17 protein-coding genes are annotated in these 18,523 nt (G+C 55.2%); 2 read left to right on the top strand and 15 right to left on the bottom strand.

Features of this window, described 5'->3' with window-relative positions; translation table 11 throughout:
- Window positions 1-21 precede the first annotated feature (21 nt).
- From lolA to rpsO, 7 genes are all read right to left on the bottom strand, one after another.
- Window positions 22-672, bottom strand: a complete 651-nt coding sequence (gene lolA, locus JNK54_02990) for an outer membrane lipoprotein chaperone LolA (protein MBL8023236.1) — start codon at window positions 670-672, stop codon at window positions 22-24.
- Window positions 669-2,909: a DNA translocase FtsK 4TM domain-containing protein gene (locus JNK54_02985; protein ID MBL8023235.1), complete on the bottom strand. Its 2,241-nt coding sequence runs from the start codon at window positions 2,907-2,909 to the stop codon at window positions 669-671. Before JNK54_02985 ends, lolA begins: the two co-directional genes overlap by 4 nt.
- Before the next feature lie 12 nt (window positions 2,910-2,921).
- Complete coding sequence (locus JNK54_02980) at window positions 2,922-3,725, bottom strand: undecaprenyl-diphosphate phosphatase (GenBank protein ID MBL8023234.1); 804 nt, start codon at window positions 3,723-3,725, stop codon at window positions 2,922-2,924.
- A complete protein-coding gene (locus JNK54_02975) occupies window positions 3,722-3,922 on the bottom strand; it encodes a winged helix-turn-helix domain-containing protein (GenBank protein ID MBL8023233.1) in 201 nt (66 codons plus the stop codon). The genes JNK54_02980 and JNK54_02975 overlap by 4 nt, the downstream gene beginning before the upstream one ends.
- 10 nt (window positions 3,923-3,932) lie before the next feature.
- Window positions 3,933-4,403, bottom strand: a complete 471-nt coding sequence (locus JNK54_02970) for an acetyl-CoA carboxylase biotin carboxyl carrier protein (protein ID MBL8023232.1) — start codon at window positions 4,401-4,403, stop codon at window positions 3,933-3,935.
- 153 nt (window positions 4,404-4,556) lie between these two features.
- Window positions 4,557-6,815: a polyribonucleotide nucleotidyltransferase gene (locus tag JNK54_02965; protein MBL8023231.1), complete on the bottom strand. Its 2,259-nt coding sequence runs from the start codon at window positions 6,813-6,815 to the stop codon at window positions 4,557-4,559.
- Between the two features lie 149 nt (window positions 6,816-6,964).
- Entirely contained in the window at window positions 6,965-7,231 is a 267-nt protein-coding gene (gene rpsO, locus JNK54_02960; protein MBL8023230.1) for a 30S ribosomal protein S15, read from the bottom strand.
- A gap of 184 nt (window positions 7,232-7,415) precedes the next feature.
- Between rpsO and JNK54_02955 the strand changes: the two genes are divergently transcribed.
- Together JNK54_02955 and JNK54_02950 are read left to right on the top strand one after the other, a co-directional pair.
- The gene (locus tag JNK54_02955) at window positions 7,416-8,381 is read left to right on the top strand and encodes a hypothetical protein (protein ID MBL8023229.1); all 966 of its coding nucleotides are present in this window, start codon (window positions 7,416-7,418) and stop codon (window positions 8,379-8,381) included.
- A 12-nt stretch (window positions 8,382-8,393) separates the two neighbouring features.
- On the top strand, window positions 8,394-10,439 hold the full coding sequence (locus JNK54_02950) for a S8 family serine peptidase (protein MBL8023228.1): 2,046 nt from the start codon (window positions 8,394-8,396) through the stop codon (window positions 10,437-10,439).
- A gap of 36 nt (window positions 10,440-10,475) precedes the next feature.
- On the opposite strand, the gene JNK54_02945 is transcribed toward JNK54_02950, so the two are convergent.
- The 8 genes from JNK54_02945 to JNK54_02910 are packed head-to-tail and all read right to left on the bottom strand — an operon-like array spanning window position 10,476 to window position 18,402.
- Entirely contained in the window at window positions 10,476-11,306 is an 831-nt protein-coding gene (locus JNK54_02945; GenBank protein ID MBL8023227.1) for a hypothetical protein, read from the bottom strand.
- 44 nt (window positions 11,307-11,350) lie between these two features.
- Window positions 11,351-12,247 carry a riboflavin biosynthesis protein RibF gene (gene ribF, locus JNK54_02940; GenBank protein ID MBL8023226.1) on the bottom strand — a complete coding sequence of 299 codons (897 nt, stop codon included), beginning with the start codon at window positions 12,245-12,247 and terminating at the stop codon, window positions 11,351-11,353.
- Complete coding sequence (gene truB, locus JNK54_02935) at window positions 12,248-12,976, bottom strand: tRNA pseudouridine(55) synthase TruB (GenBank protein MBL8023225.1); 729 nt, start codon at window positions 12,974-12,976, stop codon at window positions 12,248-12,250.
- Entirely contained in the window at window positions 12,976-13,986 is a 1,011-nt protein-coding gene (locus tag JNK54_02930) for a bifunctional oligoribonuclease/PAP phosphatase NrnA (GenBank protein ID MBL8023224.1), read from the bottom strand. The genes truB and JNK54_02930 overlap by 1 nt, the downstream gene beginning before the upstream one ends.
- The gene (locus JNK54_02925) at window positions 13,986-14,357 is read right to left on the bottom strand and encodes a ribosome-binding factor A (GenBank protein MBL8023223.1); all 372 of its coding nucleotides are present in this window, start codon (window positions 14,355-14,357) and stop codon (window positions 13,986-13,988) included. Before JNK54_02925 ends, JNK54_02930 begins: the two co-directional genes overlap by 1 nt.
- A gap of 21 nt (window positions 14,358-14,378) precedes the next feature.
- Window positions 14,379-16,514, bottom strand: a complete 2,136-nt coding sequence (gene infB, locus JNK54_02920; protein ID MBL8023222.1) for a translation initiation factor IF-2 — start codon at window positions 16,512-16,514, stop codon at window positions 14,379-14,381.
- On the bottom strand, window positions 16,511-17,875 hold the full coding sequence (nusA, locus tag JNK54_02915; protein ID MBL8023221.1) for a transcription termination/antitermination protein NusA: 1,365 nt from the start codon (window positions 17,873-17,875) through the stop codon (window positions 16,511-16,513). Before nusA ends, infB begins: the two co-directional genes overlap by 4 nt.
- Window positions 17,872-18,402 (bottom strand): ribosome maturation factor RimP, encoded by a 531-nt coding sequence (locus tag JNK54_02910; GenBank protein ID MBL8023220.1) that lies wholly within the window; start codon window positions 18,400-18,402, stop codon window positions 17,872-17,874. The genes nusA and JNK54_02910 overlap by 4 nt, the downstream gene beginning before the upstream one ends.
- Window positions 18,403-18,523: the final 121 nt, after the last annotated feature.

Raw genomic sequence — 18,523 nt, 5'->3', positions numbered from 1 at the left:
TGATGTCCTTAAAGAGAAGTGTTAGTGGAGAGGCATTTCTAAAACTTCTGTCCCTTCGGGAGGGACAAACCGGAACGCCCCAGCGTCAACGCGGGGATTGATTTTAACATCACGAACCGAAACGACAGCGGTCACATTTTCCGATGCCAATTCTGTTTTCTTGGCCACGCCCGTTTCCATATCCACCCACAACCGAAGAGTGTACGAAAAATCAGTTGCCGTCTTAGGCGTGAGGGAGAGAACCTTTTCCCCCTCAACGTCAACCAACGAAAAGGCGTATTTCTTTTTCATTTGATTCACGCTCATTTGAAAGGGGGTCAACCCTTGGGGAAACCCCGCGAATCGGGCCCAGTTGTCCATGGAATCTTTCAACACCTGACCGCGATCAATCAAATGAACCCAAAACTGTTTTCCATTCGACACAAAGGCCTGGGCTTCCGGAGCTGTTTGATTGACTCGAAAGCGGTTCGGCCTCTGAAAAATGGCCGTCCCCCGAGTTTCCGAACCCCGTCCTCCGATCGACACAGTCGTTTCTTGTGTAAAATCAAACTGGAGAGTTGAAATCTCCTTTTCCGCGCGTTCCAATCGGGAGAGGACCTCCTCCACTGTTGCGGCGCGAGCCACACCAAGCAGACACAGGCCTAATCCTAAGACAATGCTTCCTAATTTCATACGACCTCCGATCGAGAAGAACCGGTGGAGACTGAAGAGTTCCCCGTCCGAAAAAGATCCTCTATTTTATCAAAATTGATGTCCCACTTATTGGTTCCTTCGGGCTTGCGAATATACCCCTTCACTTCCAAGAGCGAAAGGACATTGCTGGCCCGGGACGATGATCCGAAATGGGATTTCAACAAGTCCTGGGACACCCGGCGCCGTTCGATGATCAGGCGCAGAGCCTGGTCCAATTCCTGGCGGGTTTCCACGTCTTCGTTGGCGGCCTGGGAGGCAGCGATCTCCGCAAAAATATCCACATAGCGGGGGCCCCCTTGGCCCTTCACAAACGAGACAACAGCTTCCACCTCTTTCTCCGAGACGAAGGCCCCTTGAAGGCGAATGGGCGCTGGAGCACCCGCGGGAAGGAAAAGCATGTCCCCCCGGCCCACCAACGATTCAGCGCCCGGCGTATCTAAAATCACGCGACTGTCCGTCTGAGAGGCCACACGCAGGGCGATCCGCGCGGGGAGGTTCGCCTTAATAACGCCCGTAATAACGTCCACCGATGGCCGTTGTGTGGCCAGAACCAAATGGATCCCGACCGCCCGCGCCATCTGGGCCAACCGCTGAATACAATCTTCAACATCTCGGGCGGAAATGAGCATCAGGTCCGCCAATTCATCAATAATCACGACGATGTAATATTCAGGGGGCAACCCCTGGGCCACACGTTTTTCGTTGTAGCCCTCGATATTCCGCACATTGGCTTTTGCAAACAGTTCATACCGAAATTCCATGACTTTTACCATCCGCGCCAACGCCTTCGCCGCTTCTTTCGGTTGGGTGATGACTTGCGCCTCGTCGGGTCCCGAACGCGGATCGTAGAGATGAGGCATCCCTTCATACATGGGAAGTTCCAGACGCTTGGGATCGATCAAAACGAATTTAACTCGATCCGGATGGGCGCGCATCAGAATGGACACGATCAACGTGTGCACACAAACGGATTTTCCCGTCCCCGTGGCGCCGGCCACCAACAAGTGCGGCATGGGCGCTAAATCCGTCACGGAGGGTTCTCCCGAACTTGTCTTTCCCAAAACCACCGACAAGGGGGACGTGCTGCTCTGAAACCGTGAATCGGCCAAAATCTCTTTTAAAGTGACTGTCACCATTTCGGGATTAGGGATCTCAACCCCCACAGCCCCCTTTCCTGGAATCGGGGCCAACACCCGCACACGCGTGGCCTTCATGGCCAGCGCAATATCGTTGGAGAGGTTCACAATGGAACTGATCTTAACGCCCGGAGCCGGCTCCAAATCGAATCGGGTGATCACGGGGCCCGGATGAATATCGGTTGTTCGCGCCTCGACACCAAAATTAGCCAGTGTTTGTTCCAGCACCCGCGATTTCTCCACCAACTCGGACTCCGAGAGATTGACCGTTCGATGGGGAGGATCGCTCAATAAATCCAAGGGAGGGAGCCGGTAAGGAGCGGGCGCTGGCGCGTCCCCTAAAGACTCTGATTGAGACGTTGAAGGGCGGGGTTCCACGGGAGGTCGAGAAAAATTTTTTGATGGCGGTTTGGGTTCCTCAACGAAGACAGCACGGGAAGGCACGGACTGAACCACGGCCGGTGTGGAACGCGGGGCAGGCGTCGTTTCCGTCACCAAGGGACGGGGCTTCACCACCGACCCTCGAGGCGTTCGAACTTCCAAACGCGCGGACTTCCATTCGTTCCAGTCCGATCGCAACCGCGCCACCAATCGTTCGGCCACGTGAACTGGGGAAACGCGCGCCAGCGCCGCAACGGTGAGACCGGATCCGAGAAGAGTCACCAACCAGGCCCCGGCCGTTCCGAACAATCGCTCTAAAAAGGCTGACCCGGCCAACCCCAAAACGCCCCCGGCATTCACGTGATAGGCCACCTGACTAAAGAGACTGACGAAGCTCACCCCGAAGGTAAAAAGAGAAAGCCAAAGGGTTGTCCGAAGAAACCCATGGGCCCAGGGCCGAGAGAGTGCCAGACGCAATCCCACGTAACCTGAAAGCAATGGAAAGAAATAGCGACCAAACCCAAAAGCCGTCGCCAGAAACCCTTTAATGGGTTTTCCCCACAAACCAGAAGGGAACAACACGCAATAAAACGCCACGGCAGAAAGGGACAACAGAAAAACCCCCGCGGCAGGAAACGGCGAGGTGGTCTTCTTGCGTGTTCGGGAGGACGATCGATAACGGGCGAAGAAGCTGCTCATGGAACCCCTATTCTACACAGTCCAGAAAGATTTGAGGAGAGAAAAAAGGCCTAAACCCAGGGTATAGAGCGCAAATGGCCACAAACGACGTGCCCGAAGAAACCGCATCAGGAGGCCCAAGGCCAACATCCCAGTCAAAAAACTGACCAAAACCCCCACCAGGGAAGGGCCTAACGGAAGCGTTTGAATTTCCCGGGCCGTCAAGAAGGTGGCTCCGACAATCGCGGGCATGGCCACCAAAAAACTGAAACGACCGGCCTCTTGCCAGGACCAGCCTAAGGCCACCGAAAGAGCAATGGTCGACGCGCTCCGGGAAAGACCGGGCCAAACCGCCGCCCCCTGAACCACCCCAATGAAAAGCGCGTGCCACACGGGGGCCGACACAGGCGTCAGGCCCGCCCCCACCGTTCGCTTGGAACGATTTTCACCAAAGAGGAGAACCGCGGCGGTGAGAAGGAACCCGATACCCGCCGCACGGTAAGAAGCCGCAAACTGTTCCACACTGCTTTTCAGGCTCAGGCCGATGATCCCCGTGACAACCGTCGCCGCCCCGATCAACCCCAACCGACGCCTCTCTTCACGACCCAAAATATTTGGAGCGAAGACCCCGCGAATCAAAGTCGCCAAATCCCGACGGAAATAAAGGACCATCGCTAAAAGAGTCCCCACATGCAACACCACATCCATCGCAAGAGCGTTCTCGTGAGTTCCCAAGGCCGCGTGAAACAAAGTGAGATGGCCATCGGAGGAAACCGGAAGGAATTCGGTGAGACCTTGAACAACACCCAACAGGCAAGCCTGGGCCAGCTCCATCATCGGTGGAGGCTCACCCAATAACAGCGATCGCGGTACAACAATGAAATTTTACCCTCGCGGGCCAACCATCCCAAAGCCAGGTAAAGAAGTGTCTGAGTAATTTTGAGGGACGATCGGATGTGCAAGGTCGACGTTTCGCCTCGGGATTCCAAAAAGTCCCACACCTGTCCTGCCGTGAGGCCAATTTCATCCCGCATGGTATGGACGTTAAGAAAGAGGTTCGATCTGAAACAATTCTTGACCGGAAGAAACAGGTTTTCCGTTTTCGGCCACAATTTTTTGAATGATTCCCGGTCGATCCGACCGAATTTCGTTCATAACTTTCATGGCTTCCACTATGCAAAGGACATCCCCAAAGGCCACTTTGTCCCCTTCTTTCACAAAAGAAGCGGTGTTCGGTCCCGGGGACCGATAAAAGATGCCCCCTAAGGGAGAGGTCACGGGGTGGTAGTCCTTCTTCGAGATCGAAGAGGCTTTCGACACCAGCACAGGAGCCGGAGCCGCTACCGGCACGGGAACGGCAGTGGCCACCGCGCGGGATAACTTAACGTAGAACGTCCCCTCCCTAATTTCCAGTTCCGTAAGGTCATGGGATCGCATCACATCGTAATAGCGCTCTAAGCTCGATCCCGTCGCCTTAGGCTCTTTCTCTCGAATTGTATCGTCGATTTCGGCCATCGCTGTCCCTCTCCTGTCCTTACCTAAGAGATTTGCCGTTATACTTTCATCAAAACCCAGTTCAACCTAGGATTCAACAAACGATCTTTACCTTTTGAATTTAAAAGTGCGGGTTTCCTTCGTTTGACCCCACGAGGTGACTGGAATTATCGGTTAATTATAACCGCGTCCGCCCGGTCGGTCGCCAGAACCGCCGCGACGCTCACCGCCACCCCGAAATTCACGCCGGGGAGGACCACCACGTCCGTCCCGCCCACCTCGACTGTCGGGACCCCCACGGCCTGCACCGCGCTGAGAGGGCAAACCGCCACCTTCCAACTCGGAACCGGGCTTCAACACCGCCTTCCTGGATAAATTCACCCGACCCATAGTGTCAATTTCAATGACCTTCACTTCAATTTCATCGCCCACTTTAACGGCGTCTTCCACTTTTTCCACACGGTTAACGTCCAATTGGGATATGTGGACCAAGCCATCTTTTCCAGGCATCACTTCCACAAAAGCACCCAGTTTGGGCATGATACGAACAACAGTGCCCTTATAAATCTTTCCCAATTCCACTTCCGCGGAATAGGACTCCACCTGGTGCTTGGCGGTCTCTAAAGAAGAGCGGTCCGACGCGGTGATATAGACCTTCCCGTCATCTTCCACATCCACCTGCGCCCCGGATTCCTCGATGATCCGCCGAATATTTTTACCCCCAGGTCCGATCAAAGCGCCAATTTTAGCCACCGGAATCTGAACCACTTCCATGCGAGGGGCGTAGGCCGACATTTCCGCCCGCGGTTCAGCCAGAACCTCGTTCATTTTCCCAAGGACGAACAGGCGGGCACGCTTGGCCTGCTCCAGAGCTTGCTTCATGATCGCAATGGAGATCCCCTCAATTTTGATGTCCATTTGAAGGGCCGTGATGCCATCGGTGGTTCCGGCCACTTTAAAATCCATGTCGCCCAAATGGTCTTCCATTCCCATGATGTCCGTCAAGACGGCGGATCGCTCCCCTTCCTTTACCAGCCCCATAGCCATCCCGGCACAGGCTTTTTTCATGGGGACCCCGGCATCAAACAACGCCAAAGACCCTCCGCAGACACTGGCCATTGACGAAGATCCGTTGGATTCCAAGATATCGGAGACCACCCGCATCGTGTAAGGAAAGTTTTCTGGGTCCGGCAAGAGAGGCAAAAGCGCCCGTCGAGCCAACGCCCCGTGCCCCACTTCACGCCGACCAGGCCCACGTTCAGGTTTGGGTTCGCCCGTTGAGAACCCAGGAAAATTGTAGTGCAGCATGAAGCGTTCTTTGTATTCCCCCTCCAACTCGTCCATGATCTGTTGGTCCGCGGGAGACCCCAGGGTGGCTACCGCAAGAGCCTGCGTCTGTCCTCGGGTAAACAAAGAGGACCCATGGGTGCGTGGCAAAACGCCGTTCCGAATGGTAATCTGCCGAACTTCCTCAAACCCACGACCGTCCGTCCGTCGACTCTCATCCAAGATCAACCGGCGGGCTTCCTCATATTCAATGGCTTCAAAAATTCCGTTCACGACATTACCTGCGTCCGGATAATCAACCACCAGTTTTTCTTTTACCTCGGTTTTAATGGCAGAAATCATATTTTCGCGCGTGGCCTTGTCGGCGGTGCGGACAGCCTCTTTAAAACGATTCCGTGCCATCTCGTTCACTTGGCGCGAGAGGTCGAGATCAACAGCGGGAATGGGTGCCGCCATTTTCGGCTTCCCGATCCGATGAAACAACTCCGTTTGCAGATCACACAAACGATCTATTTCCACTTGGGCAATAGACAGCGCTTCCAACATCATTTCCTCGGACAACTCGTAACTTCCGGCTTCCACCATCAAAATGGATCCCTTCTTTCCCGCCACCACGAGATCGAGTGTGCTGCGCTCTTGTTCATCCAAAGTGGGGTTCAAGAGGAAGCGTTCGTCCACACGCCCGATCCGGATGGCACCAATGGGCCCGTTCCAGGGCAGGGCCGACATTCCGAGGGAAATCGACGCGCCCAAAACCGCAAGGATATCCGTGTCGTGCAACCCATCATGCGACAGGGTGAGCGCGCTCAATTGGACTTCCAAACGAAAAAATTCCGGGAACAAGGGTCGGACAGAACGATCAATGATACGGCTGGTCAAAATTTCGCCATCACGGGCTTTCCCTTCCCGTTTAAAGAAACCCCCAGGGATACGCCCCGCGGCATACGTCCGCTCACGGTAATCCACCGTTAACGGAAAGAAATCCCGATCTTCACGGGGTTTGGTCCCGTGAGCGGCAGCCACCAACACCACGGTGTCCCCCATACGAACGAAACATCCCCCCGCCGCCTGACGGGCCACTTCTCCCACTTCAAAAGAGATTTTTTTGTCGCCGATTTCAATTTCGAGTTTTTCAACATTGGACATAAGGGTTTCTCCTATAAATAGAAAAGGCGCGTCGTTATTGGAGGGCGCTCGGGCAGGAACAGGAGGGATTTAAAAATCCGACCCAAGAGTCGAATCATTACATCCCTACGCGTATACAAGCCACGAAGCGGGTCCCCAAGGACGCCGCGCTATTTTCTGAGTTTCAATTCCTTCAGAAGTTCCACGTATCGTTTGGGCTGAACCGTCCGCAAATGAGCCAACAGACGTCGTCGTTGCCCCACCATCAACAGAAGACCTCGCCGGGACCCATGGTCCTTCGGTGCGTTCTGGAAATGACCCGCCAAGCCATTGATTCGCTCGGTTAAGAGAGCAATCTGGACAGCGGTGTTCCCGGTATCCCGGGGTGAAGCGCCAAACTTCCCAACGATATCGTGTGATTTTTCTTTGGTTAACATGGGCGGAATTCTAGCAAAGCTCTGGAAAAAAGTAAAGACTAAATTTTTTTCGGCCCTTGAATTCTATTCATCTTGGGCATAGACTGGGTGGATCGAATTTCTGTTACGCTTCCTATTTGAGAGGACGTGAATGTCCGTCAACATCCCCCTCGCGCTACGCGGGGGGATCCGATGTGGTTTCTTAATGAGCGCCTGGCTCGCGACGTCTCCCCTCTCCTGGGCCGACGATCTGTGGTCCTCTCTTTCCCCTGGGGCGAGGCGATCCGCCCTGGCGAACGCCGACACCGCCATCCCCGCTAACGAAGACGGTGTTTTCCATAACCCCGCGGCCCTGGCCGACATTGCGTCACGAAGTGTTCGGGCCCAATCCCTCGTTGGATTTGAAGAAATTCGCGGCACAGGATTGGGTCTCTTGTGGCCCAGCGTGAGGACGGGAACCTGGGGAATTCACCTCAACAAAGCAACCGCCGGAACCATGGAGGTCCTCCCGCTGGGGGGCTCTCCCACGGGGAGCCTGGACGCTCAAACAGAAACAGTGATCAGCGGTTCCTGGGGCGGAAACGTGCAACGATTCTCCCCTCGCCTTCCTTCCCTCTCCTTGGGGGTTGCGGCACGGTGTTTTTTGTCCGAGGTGGCTGAGTCGGGAACGGACGTGGGCCAATCCGTGGATTTGGGAGCGCAATGGCGATTCCTTAAAAATCGAGTCTCCCTGGGGGTCGCCTTTCAAAACGGGGGGGGCCAGATCGGGTCAGAAAATCTTCCCCGCCTGTGGAGTGCCGGAGCGGCCTACACCTTCCGGGGCCGAAATTCCCATCGGGGACTTGTTGCCGTGGACCTGGCCCGGCTGGCGAATGGAGAGACGAGTCCGCGCCTGGGAGTGGAATACGAATTTCGGAAACTATTGATCTTCCGAACGGGGATGGCCGTTCGAGATACCGAGAATCAAGACCGCTGGGCCGCGGGGCTCGGGTTCCGACTCCCGTTCGCCTCCACCCGCATGGATCTCGACTACGCCTACCGATCCGCCGGTGCGCTGGGGGGCGTGCATGGAATGGATTTAACCTGGCGATGGAGCCCTCTCGCCCACCGACCGCTTCCCTCCAAAGAAAAATCCGCCCCCCACCGCCACACTGTCGGGGATCGGCAATGAACAGGAGGTCCCGTGTCTTTCGCTTCTCCTAAATTACCGATAACCCTTATTCTCTTTTTTGTTTTCGCTTCTTTCGCCCAGGCCGCGTTTCCGGCGAAAGGGGGCCGCTTGCGTGATCAAACACGCCAGGCCGGATTCTTAATTTATAAGCGCGCTCCGAGCGTTTCGGTTTCCCAAGAATCCCAATTTGATTCCCTACGCCTGCTCCACACCCCTCAGAACAGCCGGGACTTGGGTGCCGGTCTTACACTGGAACAGTTCACCCTCCCTCCCCGCGGGGAAGAATCACTGGCGGATCAAATGGAAGCCACCGGCGCTGTGGAATTTGCGGAACCGGATTATCGTGCGGCCCCCACGTTCCTCCCCAACGATTCACGGTACACAGACTCTTGGCATCTGCCCCTCATTGGGGCCCCCGCCGCCTGGGACATGGGAACAGGAACCGGTCTGACCGTGGCCATCTTAGACACTGGGGTTGACCCCGACCATCCCGACCTGGCCTCGCGGTTGGTTGCCGGTTGGAATTTCTATGATGACAATAACGACACCTCCGACATTTTTGGACATGGGACAGCGGTGGCCGGTGTGGCGGCGGCCATCGGAAATAACGCGTTGGGGGTGACGGGCGTGGCCTGGAACGCTTCGATCATGCCCCTGCGAATTTCCGATGAAGCCGGGTATGCGTTCTGGAGCACCATGGCCTCTGGAATCATTTTTGCGGCGGACAACGGGGCGCGCGTGGCGAACATCAGTTACGGGGATTCCTGCAGTGGGGGCGCCGTTATTTCCGCCGCCCAGTATATGCGTACGAAAAAAGGTGTGGTTATCGTGAGCGCAGGGAACACCGGAGCGGTGACCCCCGCCACGCCCAGTTCCGCGCTGACCTGTGTCTCCGCCACGAACAATTTGGACAACCAAACCAGCTGGTCCAGTTTCGGCCCATCCGTTGATGTGGCCGCCCCTGGGGAGGGTCTTTGGACCACTCTGGATGGAGGAACGTACGGTCCCCAAAGTGGAACGTCTTTTTCGGCTCCTTTGACAGCCGGGATTTATACCCTCATGATTGCCGTCAACCCGGCCCTAACATCCGACGAGTTGGACAACATCCTCTTTACCACCGCCCTCGACCTCGGGGCCGCTGGCCGGGACGATCGATACGGGTTCGGCCGAGTCGATGCGAACGCCGCTGTCCTTCAAGCGATCAACGGTCCCATCGACACCACCGCGCCCCTGCTCACTTCCATTGGGGCCACCGGGATCACCGCCGACAGCGCCACCATCAGCTGGTCCACCAATGAACCCGCCACAACACAAATTGAATACGGACTCACCCAGGGCTATGGATCCAGTAGCCCGCTGGACGCCTCCTTGGCCACCATCCACAGCCAAACACTTCTGGGACTCACCCCTGAAACGCGCTACCACTACAGAGTAAAATCGAAAGACGCATCGGAAAATTGGACCACTTCAACGAATCGGACGTTCGTCACGCTGAGCCAACCCGATACCACAGCCCCCGTCCTATCCGCCATTGCCCCCTCCCGCATCACTTCCTCAGCCGCCACCCTGACCTGGAGGACCGATGAACCCGCGACCAGCGAGATCGAATATGGACGAACCTCGGACTATGGGTCGACGACTGTCTTGACCACCCCCCGGGGCACTTCCCACAGTCTCTATCTCTACGGTCTCACCGCTGAAACCCTTTATCACTACCGGATCCTAGCGAAAGACATCGCCGAAAACAGTGCCGCGTCTTCAGATCAAACGTTCACCACAACAGAAAGCCCGGTCACCCCCACTGTCACGCTCCAGAACAACCTGTTCAACCCCACGCGCAACGAAAAAATGGTCATCGAGGTGGAAAGTGCGCAAACGGACCCCGTTCACGCGCGCGTCTACAATTTAGGAGGGACACTGGTCCGGGATCTGGGTGATGGAAACGAATGGGATGGGAGAGACGACGAGGGGGCCTTCGTCAGGAACGGCGCCTATTATTGCGAAATTCGTTACCCTGGAGGTCGCGCCTTTAAAAAAGTCACCGTGCTTAAACGGTGAGGGTTTTCCAGCTCTTTCTCCCCCGACCTCCCGGGTCTAGGGAGAAGTGATTGTCTCTCGCCACAAACGTTCAAGAGCGACCGTGTTGGGGATGGCCAATCCATAGGCAGCCCGAAGGGCCTCATCCAGAGTACGCCCCGCGCGAAGTTCCCCACACAACTGGACAAATTGGGCCTGGGAAAAACCGCGCATCAAGTAACGCGTCACGCTTTGAGCTTGAAGGTACCAATGCCCAACGCTCTCCCCATCCCCCGCGTTGGCGTGGGCGTAGTTGTAAGAAAGAAATTGATCAAACGGGATCGTCCCCTTCAGGATCAATTGCCGATCCATCGCTTTCAGATTTTTTTCCAACCCGTATTGCCACTCCATGAGACTCGCCACCCCTTCGTTTAACCAGAGGGGCGGAACAGTGGATTTGGCGATAAAGAACTGCGAGAAAAAAAGATGACCCAATTCGTGGGCAAACACACGTTGCAAGTCCGACGACGAATGGGCGTAAATTGTTTTCGCCCCAATATTGATATGGGCCAAAGCCCAAGGGTTCATTCCTGTGCGAGACGCATAACTTTCCCCGTCCCGGTATAGGTAAACGCGAATCGACTCTTGATAAGCCCACGGTGAAAAACAACCTAAATCCAAGAGGAGTTTGGCGTGAAGCCCTTCCAGCGTGTTCAAAACGCCCGCGGGAACCGAGACGTCTTCGAAGTGTAAAATGAAATGGGTGGACCGAACCACCCGTTCGGAAGGGAACACAGAAATATCGGCTTCTCCACCCCATACCGGGGAAGCCACGGCAAAGGAAAAAACACCGACCACCCAGGCGGTCGAAAGGAACGGCTGGCGGAAAGATCGGGTGAATAGCCTCACAAGGAAAGTATACCCCGAAAACCCAATAAAGTCAGGGGCAATTCCTAAAAAGGAATTCGACGGGCGGCGGCCTCATCTTTTAACAACTGGGTCACGAGGGCCTTCACGGAAGAGAATTTTTTCTCATCGCGTAACTTTTTCACAAACCGAATTCGCAAGGATCTCCCCCGCAAATCACCGCTAAAGTCGAGGAGATGAACTTCCACCGAACGGGTCGGATTTTGTTCCGGAAACGTGGGTCGGACCCCCACATTCAAAAGAGCCCGTCTTTCCACACCTGTCGGGAGAACAGCGGTCACAACAAAAACACCCCGGGGTAAAATTTTATCTTCCCCCACTTCCAGGTTCGCGGTCGGAAACCCCAATCGCCGGCCCATCCCCCGTCCGCTCAAGACGGGCGCCTCAAGGGTATAATCATGTCCCAATAGGTGTCGCGCTTCAGTCAGACGGCCCTCTTTTATGAGGGACCGGATACGACCCGACGAAACGATTCCTTTCCGGTCCTTCACGGGGGGGACAGAATGAACCCGAATTCCCCGTTCCTTTCCCCGGCGAGATAAGAAACCCACGTCCCCCTCCCGCCCTTTCCCAAAACAAAAGTTAAAACCAACGACAATTTCGGTAGCGCCCCAACGGCGGATCAAATAGTCTTCAATGAAACCGTCCGCGGAAAGTCCGGCCAGTTTTGGAGAAAACGAAAGGGTTTCCACCTGGTCCACCCCATAGTGAAAAAAGAGGTCTTCTTTTTCGCGGGGAGTGGTCAACAGGTAAGCGGAATCAACGGGAGAAAAAAAAAGGCGAGGTGGGCGATTAAAAGCCACCGCTCGGACGTGCCCTTTAAGGAACCGCGCCCGGCGCCGCGCCAGGGAAAGAAGCCGTTGGTGGCCCAGATGAAGCCCATCAAACGTGCCGAGAGTCAACACCACCGGTCGACCAACCATTTAGTCGGGCAATTTCTCGATGGGAATAAAGGAACGCTCAAAAAGTTCTTTGTTCAGTTCGGAACGGTCTTCCCAGGGATAAGCGTCGCTCCGTTTGTATGTTCCAATGGTCTCTCGGGTCAAGGCGGCTAGGGTTCCCCCTACCCCCAACGCCACACCCAAATCTCGGGCCAAGGACCGAACATAAAAACCCTTAGAGGAATCCACATGAAATCCAAAATCGGGCGGCGTGTAACTCACAAGTTCCAACGCGTGCACGTGAACGGATTTCGTGGGCCGCTCCACGGGAACACCTTTGCGGGCCCAATGATACAACGGTTTGCCTTTCCATTTAACCGCGGAATAAGTAGGAACTTCTTGTTGAATGAGACCCCGAAAAGATCCGAGCGCCACTTCCAATTCGGCTGTCGTGATCTGTTCCGGTTTGCGGGAAAATGTGTTCGGCAAAGGAGCCCCATCCAAATCGTCTGTGGTGGTGGCGAGACCAAACCGAATGATCCCGTGATAGGACTTCCGCTCCGCCATAAAAAGGTTTTGTTTAGAACGGGCTTCCCCCACCACAAGAAGGATGAGTCCCGTGGCCATGGGGTCCAAGGACCCGCAATGCCCCACGTCGGCGGTGTTCAACACGCGCCGGGCCCAAAGTACGGCGTCGTGGGAGGTGGGTCCCTTGGGTTTGTCCATAAGGAACAGACCGGAGAGAACCCGCCGATCCAGAAAAGAAACCATTAATTATTTCCCCGCGGTAAAACAGGAATCATCGCCTGAAGAATCTTCTTTTCCACTTGGTCCACCGTCCCCTCCAACGTCACACCGGAGGCGTTCTTGTGCCCACCGCCCCCCAACGATACCGCCAACCGACAAAGATCCACCCGCCCCTTCCCGCGAAAGCTCACTTTGACCCGACGCTCCCCCTCCACTTCCTTCAGGAAAAGAGAGACCAACGCGGTGGGGGGAAGCAACCCCTGGTTCACCACGTCTTCCGTATCCTCTTCTTGGGCCCCCGTCTTAATAAAATCCGCCCGAGTGAGCCGAATCACAGAAACTCGGTTCTGGGCCACCAAGCGAAGACTTTCCATGGCCCGAGCCATCAGTTTAAGGGCCGGCACAGACCGTGTCCCATAAATATGCCGATACACGTCCGCCACATCCACTCCCGCTTCCAACAAGTGCGCGGCCACCGTGTGGCTTTGGGGGCGGGTATTTTCCTGTTGAAACCGTCCCGTGTCCGTTACAAGCCCCACGTAGAGAGCCGTGGCCTCCGCTTTGGACAACGAATGGCCCGCCATCGAAAAGACCTGACAGAGCTGTTCGGAATTCGAGGACGCCCCAGGGTCAATCAAATTGATATGCCCGAAAAGACCATGGTGAAAGTGATGGTCGACGTTGATCACGGTCTCCACTTGATGATCCAAATCAATAATATTCCCCATTCGGTCCGGGCCGGAACATTCAAAGATCACTGCCACATCGAAACGCCCGCGGACGCGAGACGCCGTCCGAATGGATCGGACACCCGGCAAAAAAAGGCAAGAGGAGGGGACCGGGCCTCGGTTTGCGATCGTCACACGCTTACCTCGACTTTTCAAAAATCCCGCCAGAGCCAGCTCGGACCCCACGGTATCCCCATCGGGCTGTTCGTGACCGGTAAGAAAGAAAGTCTTTTTTTTATGGAAAAGCTCCACGATCGCTTTCACGTTTCGTCGCGCGCGGGAAGAAAGAGACGGAAGAATGGCCATCAGTGGGACGGCGGAGGGGAATCCGAAAGAGGGGGTTCTTTATGCGACTTTTCGATCAAATCGTGCACCCGCGCGGCCCGGGAAGGCGTGTCGTCAAAAATGAAATGGAAATGGGGAATACGGTTCAGGCTTTCAAGTCGCCGCATGGATCGGGTCAATTCTGAACGCATCCGGTCCAAAGATTCGGCGGCCTGGGCTTTCTCCGCTGCCGTACCGAGAACCGAATAAAACACCTTCGCTTCCATAAAATCGGCCGTCGTGTCCACGGCCATAAAAGTCAAGAACCCTGTGTCGGGAGGCTGGTTCTCCAAAACGTAGGTCGAAATGGCCTGAAGAAGAAGTTCGTTCACCCGTTCAAGTCGGCGCGCCATGGCAAGATCGATCGCGACGAATTACGCGAGCTTCCGGGCAACCTTTTCTAATACATAGAACTCCAACCGATCCCCCACTTTAACTTCTTTATAATTGGCCAAGGACACACCGCATTCGAAACCCTTTTCCACATCTTTTACGTCATCCCGAAAGCGTCTTAAACTTCCCACACCGCCCTCAAAAATAATGGCTCCATTGCGAACCAATCGGGCCATGGCCGTTCGTGAGATCTTCCCGTCCGTCACCATACACCCCGCCACAGCCCCGATTTTCGGTGCCACGAAAACTTTTCGAACTTCGGCCCAGCCCTGTGTTGTTTCTTTTTCTTCCGGCTCCAACAGACCTTCCAAGGCGGCTTTTACCTCGTTCACCATTTCATAAATAATGCGGTAGGTCTTAATTTCGATCCCTTCCCTTTGGGCCATGTTTTCGGAAGAGGGATCCGGGCGAACATTGAACCCCAAGATAATGGCATCGGAAGCGGCAGCGAGTACCACATCGGAATTATTGATCCCCCCCACCCCCGCGTGAATCACCCGAATCCCAATTTCTTCATTTCCGAGCTTCAACAAAGATTCCCGGACCGCTTCCAGAGACCCTTGGACATCGGCCTTCAAGATGATGGGCATGGATTTGACCTTTCCGGACTCTGCCTGCTTGTGAAATTCTTCTAAAGAAAGATGATGACGCGCGCGCCGGGCTTCGGCATCCACGATCACCTGCCGCCTTTCCGCAATTTCGCGTGCTTCACGGTCGGAAGCCACAACAATCAACTTTTCTCCCGCCATGGGGGTACCCGCCAAACCTAAAATCTCAACGGGAAACGCGGGCCCCGCTTCTTTCACCCGTTCACCGCGATCGTTTAGCAACGCCCGGATTTTCCCCGCTTTCACACCGCACAGAAACGAATCCCCCACCCGCAATGTTCCTTTCTGAATCAAAACCGTGGCCACAGGTCCTCGACGAGGATCCAATTTGGCTTCCACCACAACCCCTTGAGCCGGTCGATTGGGATTCGCCTTCAATTCCAGTAATTCCGCTTCCAGGAGAATCATTTCGAGAAGTTTGTCGATGTTCGTCTTCAGACGAGCGGAAACTTCAACCATCACCGTTTTTCCACCCCAATCTTCCGATTGAAGCCCCAAACCACCCAGCTCCTGCTTAATCCTCTGGGAATTGGCCGTGGGCAAATCACATTTATTAATGGCCACCACAATGGGGACCCCCGCCGCTTTGGCGTGATCCAACGCTTCGACGGTTTGAGGCATCACACCGTCATCAGCGGCCACCACGAGCACCACAATGTCCGTGGCCTGAGCGCCCCGTCCCCGCATAGCGGTAAACGCCTCGTGACCTGGTGTGTCCAAGAAAGTGACGACACCTTTTCCCGTTTCCACCTGATAGGCCCCGATGTGCTGAGTAATCCCACCGGCTTCTTTCTCGGCCACGCGCGCCGATCGAATCGCGTCCAAAAGAGATGTTTTTCCGTGATCCACATGGCCCATCACCGTCACAACCGGCGGTCGAGAAACCAACGTGGCGGGATCGTCCGCAGGAGCCAAAACGTCATCCGCCAACAACGATTTAATTTCCACATCAAAATGGAAGGCGTCAGCCGCCAAAGTCGCTGTATCCGTGTCCAACCGTTGGTTCAGATTTGCGATGACCCCCAGGCTCATGAGCTTTTTTAAAAGGTCCGGAATCTTCACACTCATTTTTTCGGCCAATTCTTTGACCGTAATCCCTTCGTTAATCGAAATGTTTTGCCGGGCCACCACCGGAACCGCCGGGGAGACTGGCTTGGGCACCACAGGAACAACGGGCGGCTTTGCCTGGACCGGCGCCACAGGCGTTTCGACTTTAACCGGAACGGGAGGCGGGGGAACAAGAGGAAGAGGAGACAAATCTTTTTCGGGAAGGGACCCCGTGAGATCCGGAGCGGAAACGGCAACGACTCCTTCTGTTTTTTTCTTCGACCGAGGTTTTTTTTCTGTCGATCCTTCTTTCGTCGAAACGCGTTTCGTTTTTGGAACGGAAGAAACCGTCTTGGCCTTTTTCTTGACAGGGGCGCCCTCTTTAAGAACCTTCTCGTCCGTGGCTTTCTTGACACCTGTTTTTGTGGGCGTTTTGGTTGTCTTCTTCTTTGTCTCGGTCATAGGGTTTCTCGCGCCTCGGGTTCTGGATTTCCATCGTTCACAGGGACAGGGGCGTCCGCTGCCTCCGGAAGAACGTCCTCGTCGGGAGGAGACCCCACTCCCTCGGACTTCTTGGCCAGGAACGCCTGGGCCGCCTCAATAATCCGCTCCGCGCTTTTCTCCCCAATCCCGGATAACGCGGTTAAATCGTCTGGGTTGGCCTTCGCCAAGCGGGCCACATCCGCCCACCCCCCTTTCTGCAGGGCTTCCGCCGTTTTAGGACCCACTCCCTCCAACTGGGACAATCCGTCCACAGCGGCTTGAGCGTTGGCCTGAGCGGCTTCTCGTTTTTGGCCCTCCGATCGGACGTCCAAACTCCAACCGGTCAATTTGTTCGCCAAGCGCACATTTTGACCGGATTTTCCTATGGCCAAGGACAACTGATCGTCCGCCACCAAGACTTCGGCCCGTTTTTCCACATGACTCAAAATTTGAACCATCAGTGGCTTAACCGGGGACATGGCGTTCCCGATAAAGGTCGAAGTGTCCAAGGTGTGGGCGACAAGGTCAATCCGCTCCCCTTGCAACTCATTGATGATCGGCCGAACACGGGAGCCCTTCACTCCGACACACGCCCCCACGGGATCCACCTTGGGGTTGTTGCTCCGCACCACCACTTTGGAACGGAACCCCGCTTCGCGAACCACGGTGACCACTTCCACCGTCTTCTCATAAATTTCCGGTACTTCTTGTTCGAAAAGCCGTTTGACAAAATCAGGATGAGCGCGAGAAAGAATGATCTCTGGTCCCCGCTGACTCCGCTCGACTTTGAGGATCAAGGCGCGAATCCGATCGGCCACAGCCCAGTGTTCCCGACGAACTTGTTCACGCACCGGCATAATCGCCTCGGACCCCCGCCCCAAATCCACCACGATGTTCCGGCTGAGGAACCGGAGAACGGTTCCGTTGATCATGGTTCCTTCTTTTGGTTTGTATTCCGTGTAAAGGGTTTCTCTCTGGGTTTCGCGAACTTTCTGAGTCAAAACTTGTTTGGCGGTCTGCGCCGCGATACGGGCGAAATCCCTGGCGTCCACAGGAATCCGAAGCTCCCCCCCTTCCACAACCCCGTTGCTCACCCGAGCGGCTTCCGCCGCGGTGATCTCCACCAAAGGATTGGTCACCGTCTCCACAATACTCTTAACCACATGAGCGGAAATCTGCCCCGACTCGGTATCAATCGTCGCCACCACATTGACCATTTGGCCGGCGTGTTTTCGATAGGCGGACACGAGGGCCTGCTCCACCATGGAAATGATTTCCTGCTTGGGAATCCCCTGGTCTTTTTCAATTTGTTCCAACGCCGAAATCAGTTCATTGCTCACGTGTTTGACCTCTCCAATGGGATCGATGGATCCAGCTTTGCGGACGAGACGTCAGCCAAGGGGATCCAGACCAACCCGTTGGTCCGATCCAAAAGGACTAGTTTCTCGCCATCCAACCCTTCAATACGACCATGAAAATTTCGTTGATTGTTTAACGGCACAGCGGTTTTCACCACAGCGTCAATTCCCTTGAAACGCTCAAAATCCTCTTTCTTTTTCAAGGGCCGATCCAATCCCGGGGAAGACACTTCCAGCGAATACGGATGAGAAATCAAGCCACTCTCTTCCACCAACTGTCCCAACCGGTCATTCCATTCTTCACAATCTTTGAGACCAAACCCACCCGTCTTATCGATAAAACACCGAAGAATCCAGCCATTTTCTTCTGTCCGAAATTGAACGTGAACCAGGTCCAAGCCAGCGGATTCCACAAGGGGACGGGCCCGTGCCTCAATCTCTTCCGCAATCCCCATAGCCTCAGCCCCCCAAAAAATAAAAAAAGTGGCCAAGATCAGCCACCGGGTCACAGAATATCAAATTACCCCTTTTCCCGCAACAAAAATGCTGGATCGTGAGTTCAAAGTGCCATTGCACCAAGCAGATATGAAGACCTGCGCTAAAATAGGCAGGTATGAAACCCTACAAACG

It is taken from the genome of Elusimicrobiota bacterium, assembly GCA_016788905.1.
Lineage (GTDB): Bacteria > Elusimicrobiota > Elusimicrobia > FEN-1173 > FEN-1173 > JADKHR01.
This window is presented reverse-complemented; position numbering and strand designations above follow the sequence as displayed.

What these genes read in the sequence shown, in the direction of transcription:
- lolA (MBL8023236.1), bottom strand. Translation starts at nt 672, where the DNA reads ATGAAATTAGGAAGCATTGTCTTAGGATTAGGCCTGTGTCTGCTTGGT.
- JNK54_02985 (MBL8023235.1), bottom strand. Translation starts at nt 2,909, where the DNA reads ATGAGCAGCTTCTTCGCCCGTTATCGATCGTCCTCCCGAACACGCAAG.
- JNK54_02980 (MBL8023234.1), bottom strand. Translation starts at nt 3,725, where the DNA reads ATGATGGAGCTGGCCCAGGCTTGCCTGTTGGGTGTTGTTCAAGGTCTC.
- JNK54_02975 (MBL8023233.1), bottom strand. Translation starts at nt 3,922, where the DNA reads ATGCGGGATGAAATTGGCCTCACGGCAGGACAGGTGTGGGACTTTTTG.
- JNK54_02970 (MBL8023232.1), bottom strand. Translation starts at nt 4,403, where the DNA reads ATGGCCGAAATCGACGATACAATTCGAGAGAAAGAGCCTAAGGCGACG.
- JNK54_02965 (MBL8023231.1), bottom strand. Translation starts at nt 6,815, where the DNA reads ATGTCCAATGTTGAAAAACTCGAAATTGAAATCGGCGACAAAAAAATC.
- rpsO (MBL8023230.1), bottom strand. Translation starts at nt 7,231, where the DNA reads ATGTTAACCAAAGAAAAATCACACGATATCGTTGGGAAGTTTGGCGCT.
- JNK54_02955 (MBL8023229.1), top strand. Translation starts at nt 7,416, where the DNA reads ATGAGCGCCTGGCTCGCGACGTCTCCCCTCTCCTGGGCCGACGATCTG.
- ribF (MBL8023226.1), bottom strand. Translation starts at nt 12,247, where the DNA reads ATGGTTGGTCGACCGGTGGTGTTGACTCTCGGCACGTTTGATGGGCTT.
- truB (MBL8023225.1), bottom strand. Translation starts at nt 12,976, where the DNA reads ATGGTTTCTTTTCTGGATCGGCGGGTTCTCTCCGGTCTGTTCCTTATG.
- JNK54_02930 (MBL8023224.1), bottom strand. Translation starts at nt 13,986, where the DNA reads ATGGCCATTCTTCCGTCTCTTTCTTCCCGCGCGCGACGAAACGTGAAA.
- JNK54_02925 (MBL8023223.1), bottom strand. Translation starts at nt 14,357, where the DNA reads ATGGCGCGCCGACTTGAACGGGTGAACGAACTTCTTCTTCAGGCCATT.
- infB (MBL8023222.1), bottom strand. Translation starts at nt 16,514, where the DNA reads ATGACCGAGACAAAGAAGAAGACAACCAAAACGCCCACAAAAACAGGT.